This is a genomic window from Mesorhizobium sp. M7A.F.Ca.CA.001.08.2.1 (assembly GCF_003998455.1).
Classification (GTDB): domain Bacteria; phylum Pseudomonadota; class Alphaproteobacteria; order Rhizobiales; family Rhizobiaceae; genus Mesorhizobium; species Mesorhizobium ciceri.
Window position 1 is genome coordinate 1 of record NZ_RZPW01000061.1, and the last position, 14,368, is coordinate 14,368.

Here is a 14,368-nt window from a genome sequence, read left to right on the forward strand (position 1 = left end):
AATCAGCACCATGGGCGAAAATGTACCATAGCTGAGGGCAGGGTGTCAAGAAAAAATTCCTATCGCACCCGACGAAAAGCTGCCGACACCGCCGACCGGCTGTCGTCAGGTCTTTTGTTCAGCTGAGTTCGGAGCCCTGGCCACAACGACCAACCCGTTGACGTGTTCCCCGCGATCCTGCCGGATCGCGGTTGGTTCCAGTGACAGGACCGAAAGCCCGTTGGCGGCCAGCACGTCGAGCACATAGCGTTGCGCATGCGCATAGCGGCGTGACGGCAGCAGCGCGAAATCGCCATCGCCAGCCAGCGTCTCGACGGAAAACGCGAACAGGCCATCCGTGGCCAGCAAGCCGGCAATCGTCTTCACCACGCCGCCCAGCGCACCGACATAGATGAAAACATCGGCCACCGTCACCAGATCGGCTTTCGGACCGGCATAGGGAAAATCCCGCAGATCAGCCTTATCGAGGAAATCGTAGACGCCCTTGGCCCGCGCCTTTCTCAGCATTTTGGCCGAAATGTCATACCCCTCCAGCCGGTCGACGATCGGCCGCAGCCTCTGCCCCATCAGGCCTGTGCCGCAGCCGAGATCGAGCGCCAGCGCGAAGCGGCCCGGCCTTGCCGCTCGAATGGCCTGGTCGAGCATCCCAGGCAGGCGGTAACCCAGCCTGCCGACCAGGGACTCGTCGAAGCTCTCGGCATAATGGTCGAACAAGGTCTCGACGAAGGCGCTGGGGAGCGCATCGACCGCCGGCGCCTTGCCGATCAATTGCAGGTTCAGTGCAGCGCCTTGACGATCCGATGGATCGAGTTGCAGCGACATCGTCCACGCCTGCGCGGCCAGATCCGCCGCGCCCGCCGCCTGCTGCATCTCGCCGAGGCGAAACCAGCCCATCGCCCATTGCGGCGTCATTTCCAGCGCACCGAGCAGCAATTCCGCCGCCGCCGCATGATCGCCATCAGCGTGCAGCATCTCGGCATAGTCGGCGCGACGATCGGCGTTCAAGTCGCCTGACGAGGCCTGAAGCGGTTTCATGGCGATGGGTCCTGCCGGCGGATCGAGCCGGCGGTGCTCTATGCGGGAGTCAGCAGTGACTTACAACAGGCTTCCCGCCGCGGAATTATATCCTATCTTGGAGACCATGCGCACCAGTGTTCTGCTTCACCCCCGGCCCGAGGGCCTCTATTGCCCGCCGGGCGATTTCTTCATCGACCCGGTGCGGCCGGTCAACCGGGCACTGATCACGCATGGCCATTCCGACCACGCGCGTTCCGGCCACCGCTCGGTGCTGGCGACGCAGCAGACGCTCGACATTATGGGGCTGCGCTACGGTGAGGATTTCGCTGGAACAACACAAGCGGCAAGGCTCGGCGAGACGATTGCCCTCGATGGCGTCAGCGTCAGCTTCCATCCGGCCGGCCATGTGCTGGGCTCGGCGCAGATAGCGGTCGAGCATCAGGGCACGCGCATCGTCGCTTCCGGCGACTACAAGCGGCAGAGGGACGCGACCTGCGCGCCATTCGAGCCGATCCCGTGCGATGTGTTCATCACCGAAGCGACGTTCGGCCTGCCGGTGTTTCGCCATCCCCCGGACACCGAAGAAATCGCCCGCCTGTTGAAATCGGCCGCGCAGTTCCCTGAACGCTCGCATCTGGTCGGCGCCTATGCGCTGGGCAAGGCGCAACGGGTGATGCGGCTGTTGCGCGACGCCGGCTACGACAGGCCGCTCTACATCCATGGCGCGCTGGCCAAGCTCAGTGAGTACTACCAGAGCCAAGGCATCGATCTCGGCACCCTCGAACCGGCGACCGTCGAAAGCGGCGGCAAGGATGATTTTGCCGGCGCCATCGTCGTCGGCCCGCCTTCGGCCTTCGCGGATCGCTGGGCGCGGCGGTTTCCCGATCCGATCTCGTGCTTTGCGTCAGGCTGGATGCGTATCCGCCAGCGCGCCAAGCAGGGCGGCGTCGAACTGCCGCTGATCATCTCGGACCATGCCGACTGGGATGAGCTGACCGCCACCATCAAGGAGACCGGAGCCGAAGAGGTCTGGGTGACGCATGGCCGCGAGGAGGCGCTGGTGCGCTGGTGCGAACTCGAAGGCATCGTGGCAAAGCCACTGCACCTGGTGGGCTACGAGGACGAGGGTGATTGAAGCCATGAACCGCTTCGCCGAACTTCTCGACCGCCTGGTGCTGACGCCGTCGCGCAATGGCAAGCTGACCTTGCTGACCGACTATTTCCGCAGCGTCGAGGATCCCGATCGCGGCCTGGCGCTGGCTGCCATCACTGGCGATCTCCACATCGCCGCGGTCAAGCCGGCGATGCTGCGCATGCTCGTCACCGAACGCATGGATCCGGTGCTGTTCGGCTATTCCTACGACTATGTCGGCGATCTCGCCGAAACGGTGTCGCTGGTCTGGCCGCAAACGCCCGGAAACATCCCGAACCGCGAGCCGACGCTTGGCGAGGTCGTCGCCAAACTGCAGGCGGCAAGCCGCTCCGACGGACCGAAGGTGCTGGCAGGGCTGCTCGACAGCGCCGGCATCTCGGCACGCTTTGCCATCATCAAGCTGGTCACCGGCGGCCTGCGCATCGGCGTGTCGGCGCGTCTGGCCAAACAGGCGCTGGCGGATTTCGGCAAGGTCGAGGTCGCGGAGATCGAGGAGCTCTGGCACGGGCTGTCACCGCCTTACACAGCGTTGTTCGCCTGGCTGGAAGGCAAGGCCGAAAAGCCCAGGAACACGGCGTTGGCATTGTTTCGCCCGGTGATGCTGTCGAACCCGGTCGGCGACGGCGATCTCGAAAAGCTCGATCCGGCGGATTATGCCGCCGAATGGAAATGGGACGGCATCCGTGTCCAGGCGGTGGCGGAGGGCGGCATCCGCCGGCTCTATTCGCGCACCGGCGATGACGTTTCGGGCGCCTTTCCGGACCTCGCCGAGGCCATGCATTTTTCCGCAACGCTGGACGGCGAACTGCTTGTCGGCGATCCCCGGGAGGCGACGGGAACCTTCTCCGATCTGCAGCAACGGCTGAATCGCAAGACGGTGGCACCGAAGATGCAGCAGCAATACCCGGCCTTCATGCGCTGCTACGATCTGCTCCAGGTCGGCGGCGAGGATTTGCGCGCGCTGCCGTTTCGCGAACGGCGCGGCCGGCTGGAAAGCTTTGTCGCGACACTCGACCCGAGCCGTTTCGATCTGTCGCCATTCGTCGACTTCACGGACTGGCAAACGCTGGAGGAACTGCGCCGGGCGCCGCCGCATCCGATCATCGAAGGCGTCATGCTGAAGCGCTGGGACTCAGCCTATGTCGCCGGCCGGCCGAAAGGTCCGTGGTTCAAGTGGAAACGCGATCCGCACACAGTGGACGCGGTGCTGATGTATGCGCAGCGCGGCCACGGCAAGCGGTCGAGCTTCTATTCCGACTATACGTTCGGTGTCTGGACAGGTGCCGAAGGCGAAGAGGAACTGGTACCGGTCGGCAAGGCCTATTTCGGCTTCACCGACGAGGAACTGAAGCAGATCGACAAATATGTCCGCGACAACACGATCGAGCGTTTCGGGCCGGTGCGCTCGGTGCGGGCCGACCGCGACAACGGCCTGGTGCTGGAAGTCGCCTTCGAAGGACTGAACCGCTCGACCCGGCACAAATCCGGCGTCGCCATGCGCTTTCCCCGCATTTCGCGATTGCGCTGGGACAAGCCGGCCAACGAGGCCGACCGCATCGAAACGCTGCAGGCGCTGCTCGACCGCTAATTTCGCGCGTGCAGGGTTCGCTATGGCTCGATCGAAACGCGGATTTCGTAGATGTCGGCGGCCTTGCCCTGCTTGTCGAAGTCGGAATTGATGGCAATGGTGCCGGCCGAGCCCGGATGCTTGTCGGGAAACTGCACGTCGAACAGATATTCGTTCTGCTGCTGGCCGACCGCATAGCGCTTGCGGCCGCAGTCGCCGAGTTCGCCGAAATTGCAGTCGACCGAAATCTGCGTCTCCTTGCCTTCTTCGGAGCGGGCAATGATGTCGAACACGGCATGTTTGCCGGCCAGTTTCTCCAGCACGCCTTGTCCAACGTCGAAGCTGATCGCCGAACCGGACGCGCCGGAACGGATGCGCAGGAACGAACCGGTATCGTCCTTCATCACCTCGGCCCTGGCGTCCGATGGCGCACTGACATGCGATGCATCGGCCGGCGAAAACACATTGATCCAGTCGCGCGACTGGTCGGCGGCGCCGGGTTTTGCCGGACCGCCGTCGGCCGGTGTGAAATCGTCGTCCTCGACGGTCGGCGGCGCTTCAGGTGGTGCGGTGTCGAGTTGGGCCGACGTCTTGAACACGCCGGTCTGCACGGCGAAGAACAGGCCGATGCCAACCGCTGCCAGCAGTGTCACGGTCAGGAAGATGGCGGTCAGCGGCAGGCGACGCCCCCTTATGCGTCGTTCATCGCGGTCGGGCGCCACTTCCGTGGTCGCACCGGCCGCGGCCGGAACCGACATGTCGATGGCCGGAGCATCGGGAAGCGTGGCGTCCGGCATGATGTCGGGAACGACGGGCAGGACGCGCGAGCGCGGCGCATCGGCAGCGGATTGCACGGGGCCGTCGACGACGACATCGGGGGACGATGCCTGTCGGCCGGTTTCGACCGCGGGCGCCGGGTCCGCTCCGAGTTCGACCGCCGGTGCATCGCCCTGCGGGCCGACATCCGGCACCGCCGGCAGGAACTCGGATTCGATTTCGGTGATTTTCGCCTGGATTGCCTTGCGGCGCTTGATGGCGACCTCAACGGTCACACCGGGATTGGCCTGGAGCGCGCGATCAAGCGCGGCAAAAGCCGAGCGATAGACCCTCTCGCGGAACGCGCGGTCCTCGGCATTGCCTTTCTCCAAGGCGTTCCGGATCGCTTTTTCGATCGCGTCCAAGCGGGTCCCTCTGTCTTTGCCAACCTTGCCGTGATCGTTAGCCGCAGGCGACCAATCAATCAACGGGCGAGCGGCGCATTCTGCCTCGCGGAGGTATGCAAAGTCCATTCCGGCGCTGTTCCGGCAACAAAATCAGCATGTTTCACCGATCTTCACGCGCGGGGAGCGCACGCACCGTGCGCCGCATCCCCTTGACGATTGATTGGCGGACAAGGCGGCGGCCGGCTTTCGAGGGTGCCATGACGCCGCCGCAGGAATTGCCAAGTCGCATCTTGAATTCGCGCCCGGTTGCGTCTATCACCGCCGCATCTTGGAGGCGTTGGCTTCCCGGGCCGCTTTAGCTCAGTTGGTAGAGCACCGCATTCGTAATGCGGGGGTCGCGTGTTCGAGTCACGCAAGCGGCACCATTTACTTGTTCACAGCCGTCCATTCGTTTGGGCCCCCCCAACATCTCACGACCTAGATGGGACGGCTGACGTGCCTCGGGACTGCTTGAAGTCGGTGGGAGTAAGGCCAGTTTGGCGCTTGAAGGCGCGGCTGAAGTGTCCCGCATTGCTGAAGCCACAGCGGAATCCAATCTCGCCCATGTTTAGGTCGCTAACCTCGAGGAGCGTCTTTGCGTAGTGCACGCGTATCGCGAGATATGCCGACAGTGGGCTCCTACCGATTTCAGCAAAAAACAACCGTTCAAGCTGTCGTCTCGAAACGCTGAGCGACCCTGCAATGTCGCTGACAGCCAACGTTTCTTGGACGTTGCTCTCCATGAGAAGGAGTGCACGCCTCAGTTGTCTACTTTCGGCGTTTGGGAAAAGATCTCCAACGGGCTGGACGTCGCGGGTCGTCCTGACCCGATCAAGAATAAGGATCTTGGCAGCTTTCTCGCTGGCTTTCTTACCAATGGACTCTGCCACAAAATGACCAGCCAGGTCCGCCGCTCCGACACCGCCAGCGCAGGTTGCGCGGCTTCTGTCGACGGAGAACAGGCTATCCGCATGTGCCAAGACTTGCGGGAACATGGTACGGAAATCTTTGACGTGGAGCCAGCTCACGGACACGTTGTAGCCGTCCAGCAATCCATATCGAGCGAGTACGAAACTGGCTGTGCAGAGCGCCGTCAATCGAACTCCGCGCGATGCGGCCTTTAGCAGGAAGGCTTCCTTCTGGCTTCCAAGAGTATCGCCCGTGTTCAGAAGCCCGCCAACGACAACGATATCGTCGTATTCCTCCGGGTGCTGGAGCTCTCTCGTCGGCATCACTTCGATGCCGCAACTTGCGCGGATAGGCAAACCACGCTCGCCAACCACTTGCCAGTCGAACTCTACTCTTCGTCTCCGATCATCCTCGTCGCCCGCAAGCCGCAGCGTGTCGACGAAAAGCGCAAACGGCGAAAGCGTAAAATGGCGCGTCAGCAGAAACGCGAACTTTCTGGCCATCTCTCGTCATCACCGGTTAGATCGGAGAACTACTGCAGCGTATCGAAAAGTGCCGCGACGATCATTTCAGGCGCATCTTCCTGGACGAGATGACCTGCTTGAGGCACGGCCGTCATCACCCCGTTGGTGAGCTTCTCGGACAATTTCTGTCCTTGCGCGATTGGGATCCACTCGTCTTCACGACCCCATAGAATTCGAACGGGAAAATTCATCGGCCTATAAAGCTTTTCGACTTCGTCGGTGAATTTTTGATCCATTTGGGCGATCTGTCGATAGAAGGCCGGCTTGCCTACGGGTCCAAGCCAAGGCTGCATATAGAGGTCCAGAGCTTCGCTGCGAAGGGTCTGGAACGCCGCGCCTTGCAGGTACGCTCGCAAGATCGATTCGTGAATGTAATCCGGGGCGCCGGCAAACGCGGCTTCATGCTTTCGCACATGCTGCACCAATGCGGAGCCCCAAGGGGCGACCGCCACAGGGTCGACCAACAACAGGCTACGATACCGCACATCGTTAAGATAGTGGGTGCGAAGTGCAGTCGAGCCGCCAAAATCATGACAAAGGACGTCAGGCTCCTTCACGCCCCACTCCTTCAACAGTGAGGCAAAAAGTTTGTTCTGCACGCCTAGCGACACATCCTGACCATCCGCCTTTGCGGATTGACCATATCCGAGGAGATCGAAGAAATAGACCGTCCGGCGTGAAGCTATGAGAGGCGCTATGCGGCGCCATACTTGTGACGAAAACGGCGTTCCATGAAGCATCACCAAGGGAGCGCCCTCCCCGATCCGGCCCCACGCAACGTCCTGGCCTTCAAAACGAAACGACTGATCTAGCTTCAGCATCGGTGCCTCTTGATACCTCTATGATGATGATTGCGGAAATCGTCCCAAGGCGGAACGATCCCGAGCGACGCCTATCGTTCTGCGCGGTTCCCTGGGTTCGCCGGCTGATTGGCAGAGTACAACACCGGTCGAAATGAACTGGTGCCCCCACCGTTTTCGCTACCCCACAGTCCGCCGTATCCAATCATGGCCGCCATGATCTGGTCCTTTGTCACTCGACCCAACGGTTTGCCGTGTCCGTCGACGACGACGCTCTCGTGCCCGCCATGCTGGCACATCAGCTTTGCAGCCGCATTCAGGGTGGTGTCAGCTGAGAGAAGAGATTTCGGCAAAGCGCTCGCCGGATTTGACGGCGTCATAATCGCGTCAACTCGTATTATACGTCCTCTGTTGACGTCCTTTACAAACGAGGCCACGTAGTCATCTGCCGGCCGAAGAACGATGTCCTGGCTCGAACCTTGTTGAACTATCTGGCCGTTGCGAAGGATGGCAATCTGGTCTCCCAGTCTCAACGCCTCATCAAGATCGTGCGTGATGAACACGATCGTTTTTTTCACCTCCTGCTGAATATTCCGCAGCATCTCCTGCATGTCTGATCGAATGAGGGGATCGAGGGCAGAAAACGCCTCGTCCATCAGCAGGATTGGCGAGTCGCTTGCCAAAGCCCGAGCCAACCCGACACGTTGCTGCATGCCGCCCGAAAGCTGGTTCGGATACCGGTTTTCAAATCCGTTCAACCCAACGCGTGAAATCCAGCGCATCGCCTTTTCACGATGCCTATAGCGATCGCCGCCTTGGATCTCCAGGCCGTACAGGGTGTTCTCCAGAACGTTGCGATGCGGAAGCAAAGCAAATTTTTGAAACACCATCGCCGTGGTGTTGCGACGAAAGGCCCGCAAAGCATGCTCATCCAATTTGAGAACGTCCTGACCGCCAACGATGATCTGGCCAGCCGTCGGCTCAACCAGCCGGTTAATGTGCCGTATCAAGGTGGATTTCCCGGATCCCGAAAGGCCCATTATGACGTGGACCTGACCAGCAGCCATATTGATGCTAACGTCGTTCAGTCCAAGGACAAGCCCGTGGCGTTCGTTCAACTCATCTTTCGTCATGCCTCTCGCCAATGCATTCAGGTGGTTGTTGGCATTGGCTCCGAAGATCTTGAACAGATGTGAGATAACGATTCCGACTTGTTTTTCTTCACGATCAGGCATGCATCAACTCCAGGTGTCGCTGCAGCCGCTTGCCATAAGCTTGGCTGATACGGTCAAAAATGATGGCGATACCAACAATGGCTAGTCCATTGAACAAACCGAGCGTGAAATACTGATTGTTGATCGCTTTGAGGACCGGTTGACCCAAGCCCTGCACCCCGATCATCGAGGCAATGACGACCATGGCTAGTGCCATCATGATGGTCTGATTGACGCCAGCCATGATGGTCGGCAGCGCCAGGGGAATCTGGACGTCTCGCAGCTTTTGCCAATTGGACGAACCGAAGGCATCGGCCGCCTCTAATACATCCTTGTCCACGAGGCGGATGCCCAGATTTGTCAGCCTGATCATGGGAGGGATCGCATAGATTACGACGGCTATCACACCAGGAACCTTGCCGATTCCCAGCAGCATCACCACCGGGATCAGATAAACGAAGCTTGGCATGGTTTGCATGACATCGAGTACCGGATTGATGACCCTCTGGATGCGCTCCGATCTCGACATCGCAATTCCAACCGGCGCACCGAGCACGATGGCTATGATCGTCGAGACAAGGATCATGGACACCGTCTTCATCGTATCGTCCCACATGTTCAGGAACCCGATTGCAACGAGGGTGACGACGGTTCCAGCCACGGTTGTCAAGTTTCGGGATGCAAGCCATGCCAGCCCAGCCGCCAGCGAAATGATCAGCGGCCAGGGCGTGTCGGTTAGAAAGTGCTCGCACTTGATCAGAAGGTACTGCAACGGCGCGAAAAAGCCCTCAATTGAATCGCCGTATGTTCGGGTGAAGGTTCGAAAAGCGTCATCCAGCCCCTTTTTGACAAGCCGCAAGGCCTCGTCATTGAGATGGGGAAAATTTGTCAGCCAATCCATGAGGAGTTCTCGGTCGGTCAGCCCAGTGAGGGCAATGGCGGTCGCAATGATGGCCGCTCTAAAGGCCACCACCGCGACACGTTGATTAAAGTGCCGCTTTGATTTTTCCGGCGACGCCGACCGGGACCCACTTGGCCCAGATATCCTCGCGTGTCTTGAGGAAATACTTTGCCGCATCGTCACCAGTGGCCTGGTTGTCGGTCATCCAGGTCAAGAGACCGTTCACCGTATCGTTGGACCACGACCGGGTTTGCAGGTACTCCATCACTGCGGGATCAGTACGATCCGAAAAGCCTTTCGTGACGATCGTCTTTACTCGATCTTGCGGCCAAACGTTTGGCTTTGGATCGGCACAATCCGCCACTGTATTGCAACGCTTCCATTCAGCCTGATTGTAAGGAACCCCGAAGTCGAGCTTCACCATTTCATACTTTCCCAGAATCGACGTCGGAGCCCAATAGAATCCGAGCCAGCCTTGGTGGCGCTCATATGACTTTGCTATCGATCCATCCAAGCCGGCTGCCGATCCGGTGTCGATCAAGGTGAAGCCGGCTTTTTCAGCGCCGTAGGCTTTGAAGAGCTGCGTTGTAACAACCGTCGCGCCCCAGCCCTGAGGCCCATTGAAGACCGCCCCTTTCGATGAATCTTCAGGTGCTGGAAAGAGCTCCGGATGTTTGAGCGCATCCGCAATGGTTTTGATATCCGGGTGTGCTTCGGACACATACTTTGGAATCCACCACCCGTTGACGCCACCATCTTTGAGGGCCGCGCCAGTTTCAACAAGCTTGCCTAGCTTGATGCCGGTAGCGACAACATCTGGCAGCAGATCGACCCAGATCTCGGGAGCAACATCGGGCTTTCCCTTTTCGATCATGGAGGTGACCGTCGGCACGGTGTCCCCTTCGAGAATTTCCGCATCACATCCGAACCCAGCTTTAAGAATGAACTTGTCCAGGCTTGCCAGCACTTCAGCGCTCTGCCAATTCATGCTGGAGATTGTCAGCTCACCGCAGCTTGATGCAGCATTCGCAGGGAGTGACTCCAGTACAAGAATTGTCAGGCATGCCGCCGCCAGTGGGAGATTTTTCACGTCGTTTCCCCTTTCATTTGCCTATGTGTTACTGAGTAGCGCGCTTGATCGGAGCCGGTCTGTCCGGCGACCGTGATGACGGAACAGACACGCAACGCATCAAAGAGCGCAGCATGGATGTTCCTCGAAGAGACCGCGTCACCAATCCGGAACAACACGAAATCACCGGCCGGGTTCACCGTTCGGTATTCGGCTTTGCCGTCCAATAGAGACGCTACTTCTATTTGGCCGTTGTTGACTGAATGACTTTGAAGTTCGAAGTACAATTCAGCGTTTTCTTCCGTCCCGACTTCATAGAAGACATGATCGGCCTGGAATTTTTCTTCCAGGTCGGTGAGGACGTTTCGCACGGTGACGGTCAAACGGTTGCCGTCTGGTCTCAAGGCAACGATCTCACGGTCGGTGAGGAAGTTCACCCCGCGCTGATACAGGTTGCGCATGCCGACGCCGTAGTTCGTCGGCCCGAGATTATGAAGAGGTGTGCGATCCGGCGTTAAGAGAGTGACGCAAGCACCGGATTGGGTTGCTACCTCCGCCGCCACCAGCGAGTGATGGTCGCCTCGATCGTCGAAAATGATGACCTCTCCAACAGGAGGCTGTCCGGTGAACACGTCCCAAATCGGCCGGGCAAGATGCGCGCCGCCAATGTTCAGCGAGCGCGGCAGTGCGCCTGTCGCGATCACCACCAACACAGGTTTCTCACGCAGGATGTCCTCGGCTTCCGCCAGCATGTTGTAGCGAACATCAACGCCGAGATGCTCGAGTTCATTGACCAGCCAATCGATGACCCCGCGCATCTGGCGCCTGGTGGAACCTCCGGCCGCCATGTTAATCTGCCCACCCAGCTGGTTGGACGCTTCGAACAGGGTCACCCTGTAGCCCCGCTCGGCGAGAACACGGGACGCCTCCAGTCCTCCTGGGCCTCCACCAACAACGACAGCGCGCAAACCCGCTATTTCATGGCGGCGAAAGCGATGCGGGAAGAAACGCTCGCGACCGGTCGCGGCATTCTGGCCGCATAAAGCGTCTTTGCCTTGATTAACCCGGTCTGCGCAGTAGTTCATTCCGACGCAGGTGCGGATACGATCTTCCTGCCCGGTTTGCAGCTTTGAGACCAGGTAGGGATCGGCGATGTGAGCCCTGGTCATTCCCACCATATCGACAATGCCGTCGCGCAGGGCATGGCGAGCAGTTGCGATATCGGCAATGCCTCCTGCATAGAATATGGGTAGTAAAACGGCCTCACGTATGTCTTTGGCAACTCCAAGGAAACGGGCTGCGGGAGTGCCCATAGGAGGCATCCATTGAGCCAAGCCCAGATCGTCGTATGGCGCTCCCGCAAGCACGTTGAGGAAGTCGACCAGACCGCACTGCTCAAGCCGCTGGGCGATCTCGATGCAGTCCTCGCGACTGAGCCCACCTTTGAGGAAATCGTTACCGGTGATCCTCAGCCCTATGATGAACTCGTCACCCACAGCATCGCGGACGCCGTTCAGGACGTCGAAGGTGAGTCGAAGCCGGTTCTCCAGGGAGCCGCCATAATCGTCCTGTCTGAAATTGATCAGAGGGGATAGGAATTGTCCCAGCAAGTGCGAGTGCGACAGGATTTCGATTCCGTCAAAACCGCCCTTTTTGCATCGTACAGCCGCGGCCGCAAAGTCCTTGGTGACGCGTACTATGTCAGCCCTTTCCATACTCTTTGGATAGGCTCGGTGCGCCCGTTCTCGCGTGTTAGATGGTCCTATTACTGGCAGCCATTCCCCTACGTCGCTGGATGTACGCCTCCCCATATGTGTCAGCTGACACATAATCGCGGCGCCATGGGAATGAACGCCCCCGGTAAGCAGTTCAAACCAAGGCAGGATGCTGTCATCGCCGGCATAAAGTTGCCCAAACGCGGACGGGCTGTCCGACGAAACGTTGGTCGACCCCCCCACCACCGTTAGAGCAAGCCCTCCCTTGGCCTTCTCCTCATGATAGAGCCGGTAGCGCTCCGTAGGCCAACCGTTCTCTACATAAGCCGGCGCATGAGCGGTGCTCATAATCCTGTTTCGAAGTTGCAGAGACCTGAGCTGGAATGAATCGAGCAACGGGTCCTTTTGTCGATGGCTATCGTGAGATGGCACTCTTGGCTTCCTCAGCGTATTATGGCTGGGACTATGATTACGGGGTGCTTTTCGGATAGTCAGCGTAAGATCGATCACGCCTGAGGTAAATCAGATTGACGTCTCGTCCGCCTTTGAGATTGCCGCCACTACACAGTCTGGTCGCGTTCGAAGCGGCGGGAAGCCACATGAATTTTACCGCTGCGGCTCATGAGTTGAATGTCACCCGGGAAGCGGTAAGCATGCAGGTCAGGCTCCTGGAATCCAGGCTTGGCGCCAAATTGTTCGAGCGGGGGCAACGAGGCGTGGCACTTACAGAATATGGGCGCCAATTTCACAATACAGTTTCAGAAAGCTTATGGCTGATCTCAAGGGAGTTTAACGAGAAAGTCGCTGACATTCCGGCAAATGTAACAGTTAGTACAACCGTTGCATTTGGAAGTTGCTGGCTGATGCCGAGGTTGGCTGATTTTCGAATTCGTAATCCCGGAATCAATATAAAACTGGTTGAAACCGATGAATGCTTGGATATGAGCAAATTCGGGATAGACATTTCGATTAGATATGGTCGCGGTGACTGGAATAAATTGAAGTCAGAGAAAATGTTTAGTGAGGAGTTTTTTCCGATTTGCAGTCCAGGATATGTAAATGCTGTCGGCGCCGAAAACCTCCGCAAGTTTCAAAACGTGACGCTGCTGCATCTAGATGGGCGGGCTCACGAATGGGAGAATTGGGACAAGTGGCTTGAATTCGCGAAGCTAACTTCTTTACGCCCTCAGCAAGGAATCTGGTTTCAAAATTACGACAATCTGCTGCGGGCCACCCTCGAAGGGCAAGGGTTGGCGTTGGGATGGACACGCCTTGTTGAGGAGAAGCTGTCAAATGGGAGTCTCGTACGCCCTTTTGACCTCGCCTTCACGACTGGCAATGGCTACTACATTGTTGAAGCTCCAGCGAATGCTCCAAATCGTGCCAGCAAGATCTTTAGGAACTGGATACGCGACAAAATGCGCATCTAGTCCCGTCGCCGTCGGGCGCTTATGGAAACCATGCAAGGATTTTTTCGTGTGTAACAGCGCCGTTACCCGCTGAAGGCCGCACACAGTAGTGTTCTTGTACATCGCGGATTTATACTGATTCGTAACTGGCCAGCTTTCCAGTTGAGTTCATGGACGACGCGCCCTCACTGGGATGGCCGATCCCATGCCGGCTCAAGGCGCGGGCAAGGACGTTACGGGACGATCTCCAGGGAACTCGTTGCGACCCGCTTGGCATCGAAAACGATTTTGATTCTAATGGCTTGAGCCGGCAATTGGCTGCCCGCAAGCGCACCATTTCCCCTCCTTTTCGTCGTCTACCCCTTCGCATCTGGTGCAAAGGATTGCGGCGCCGGCCTGGCAGATCTGCCATTGTCGAGACCCCGGTTTGGTGTGAAACTCATGGCCTCAGCATGGGAGGTCAAAAAATGCCCAACAATTTCAAGACCGGAGACGTGGTCAAGCTGAAATCCGGAGGCCCCAGGATGACGGTCAGCGATGGCGCAGCCTCGGGCATGTATCTGTGCCACTGGTTCAATCGCGAGGGCGAGGTGTGGACCCCGCAGCATGCCGGGTTCAAGCCCGAACAACTGATTGCGGCCGACCAGTCGGACTAGAGCTCCTTCCATCCCGATCGACGGGATGCGCACCCGAGCACGAACGGATCAGCACGCGCGACCGACGGATTTTCCGGGTCGCGGCGTTTAACGGATGAAGCGCGATGACGGCACAAGCCGTCTGCGTCGCGCCAAGCTGGAGACGCACAACATGATCAGCCGTTCGATATTAGTCGTTGCCTTGAGTTTGCAGACGGTTGCGGCTCTTGCCCAGGCAACGACCCCGCCTGCA

12 protein-coding genes and 1 tRNA gene are annotated in these 14,368 nt (G+C 58.8%); 5 read left to right on the forward strand and 8 right to left on the reverse strand.

The features are described 5' to 3' along the window. Positions 1 to 105: 105 nt before the first annotated feature. Positions 106 to 1,035, reverse strand: coding sequence for a class I SAM-dependent methyltransferase (locus EN914_RS06190; protein WP_024503423.1), 930 nt, complete (start codon positions 1,033 to 1,035; stop codon positions 106 to 108). A 106-nt stretch (positions 1,036 to 1,141) separates the two neighbouring features. Here EN914_RS06190 and EN914_RS06195 point away from each other — a divergent pair, with 106 nt between their 5' ends. Further along, complete coding sequence (locus tag EN914_RS06195) at positions 1,142 to 2,152, forward strand: ligase-associated DNA damage response exonuclease (RefSeq protein ID WP_024503422.1); 1,011 nt, start codon at positions 1,142 to 1,144, stop codon at positions 2,150 to 2,152. A gap of 4 nt (positions 2,153 to 2,156) precedes the next feature. After that, positions 2,157 to 3,758: a cisplatin damage response ATP-dependent DNA ligase gene (locus EN914_RS06200; RefSeq protein ID WP_024503421.1), complete on the forward strand. Its 1,602-nt coding sequence runs from the start codon at positions 2,157 to 2,159 to the stop codon at positions 3,756 to 3,758. Positions 3,759 to 3,778: 20 nt separating this feature from the next. On the opposite strand, the gene EN914_RS06205 is transcribed toward EN914_RS06200, so the two are convergent. Then, a complete protein-coding gene (locus EN914_RS06205) occupies positions 3,779 to 4,918 on the reverse strand; it encodes a hypothetical protein (RefSeq protein ID WP_024503420.1) in 1,140 nt (379 codons plus the stop codon). 331 nt (positions 4,919 to 5,249) lie between these two features. Between EN914_RS06205 and EN914_RS06210 the strand changes: the two genes are divergently transcribed. Beyond that, a tRNA-Thr gene (locus tag EN914_RS06210) sits at positions 5,250 to 5,325 on the forward strand. Positions 5,326 to 5,370: 45 nt separating this feature from the next. Here EN914_RS06210 and EN914_RS06215 read toward each other — a convergent pair. The 6 genes from EN914_RS06215 to EN914_RS06240 form a co-directional block, all read right to left on the reverse strand. Next, positions 5,371 to 6,351, reverse strand: a complete 981-nt coding sequence (locus EN914_RS06215) for a GlxA family transcriptional regulator (RefSeq protein ID WP_024503419.1) — start codon at positions 6,349 to 6,351, stop codon at positions 5,371 to 5,373. A gap of 29 nt (positions 6,352 to 6,380) precedes the next feature. Further along, positions 6,381 to 7,193, reverse strand: coding sequence for an alpha/beta fold hydrolase (locus tag EN914_RS06220; RefSeq protein WP_013527951.1), 813 nt, complete (start codon positions 7,191 to 7,193; stop codon positions 6,381 to 6,383). A gap of 71 nt (positions 7,194 to 7,264) precedes the next feature. Then, positions 7,265 to 8,407, reverse strand: a complete 1,143-nt coding sequence (locus EN914_RS06225) for a glycine betaine/L-proline ABC transporter ATP-binding protein (protein ID WP_024503418.1) — start codon at positions 8,405 to 8,407, stop codon at positions 7,265 to 7,267. Beyond that, the gene (locus EN914_RS06230) at positions 8,400 to 9,287 is read right to left on the reverse strand and encodes a proline/glycine betaine ABC transporter permease (RefSeq protein WP_024503417.1); all 888 of its coding nucleotides are present in this window, start codon (positions 9,285 to 9,287) and stop codon (positions 8,400 to 8,402) included. The genes EN914_RS06225 and EN914_RS06230 overlap by 8 nt, the downstream gene beginning before the upstream one ends. Positions 9,288 to 9,372: 85 nt before the next feature. After that, the gene (locus tag EN914_RS06235; RefSeq protein WP_024503416.1) at positions 9,373 to 10,377 is read right to left on the reverse strand and encodes an ABC transporter substrate-binding protein; all 1,005 of its coding nucleotides are present in this window, start codon (positions 10,375 to 10,377) and stop codon (positions 9,373 to 9,375) included. Then, on the reverse strand, positions 10,374 to 12,581 hold the full coding sequence (locus EN914_RS06240) for an FAD-dependent oxidoreductase (protein ID WP_338101308.1): 2,208 nt from the start codon (positions 12,579 to 12,581) through the stop codon (positions 10,374 to 10,376). Before EN914_RS06240 ends, EN914_RS06235 begins: the two co-directional genes overlap by 4 nt. 41 nt (positions 12,582 to 12,622) lie before the next feature. Here EN914_RS06240 and EN914_RS06250 point away from each other — a divergent pair, with 41 nt between their 5' ends. Both EN914_RS06250 and EN914_RS06255 read left to right on the forward strand, forming a co-directional pair. Continuing rightward, on the forward strand, positions 12,623 to 13,501 hold the full coding sequence (locus EN914_RS06250; RefSeq protein ID WP_255337243.1) for a LysR substrate-binding domain-containing protein: 879 nt from the start codon (positions 12,623 to 12,625) through the stop codon (positions 13,499 to 13,501). 446 nt (positions 13,502 to 13,947) lie between these two features. Beyond that, on the forward strand, positions 13,948 to 14,136 hold the full coding sequence (locus tag EN914_RS06255; RefSeq protein WP_013527958.1) for a YodC family protein: 189 nt from the start codon (positions 13,948 to 13,950) through the stop codon (positions 14,134 to 14,136). Positions 14,137 to 14,368 lie beyond the last annotated feature (232 nt).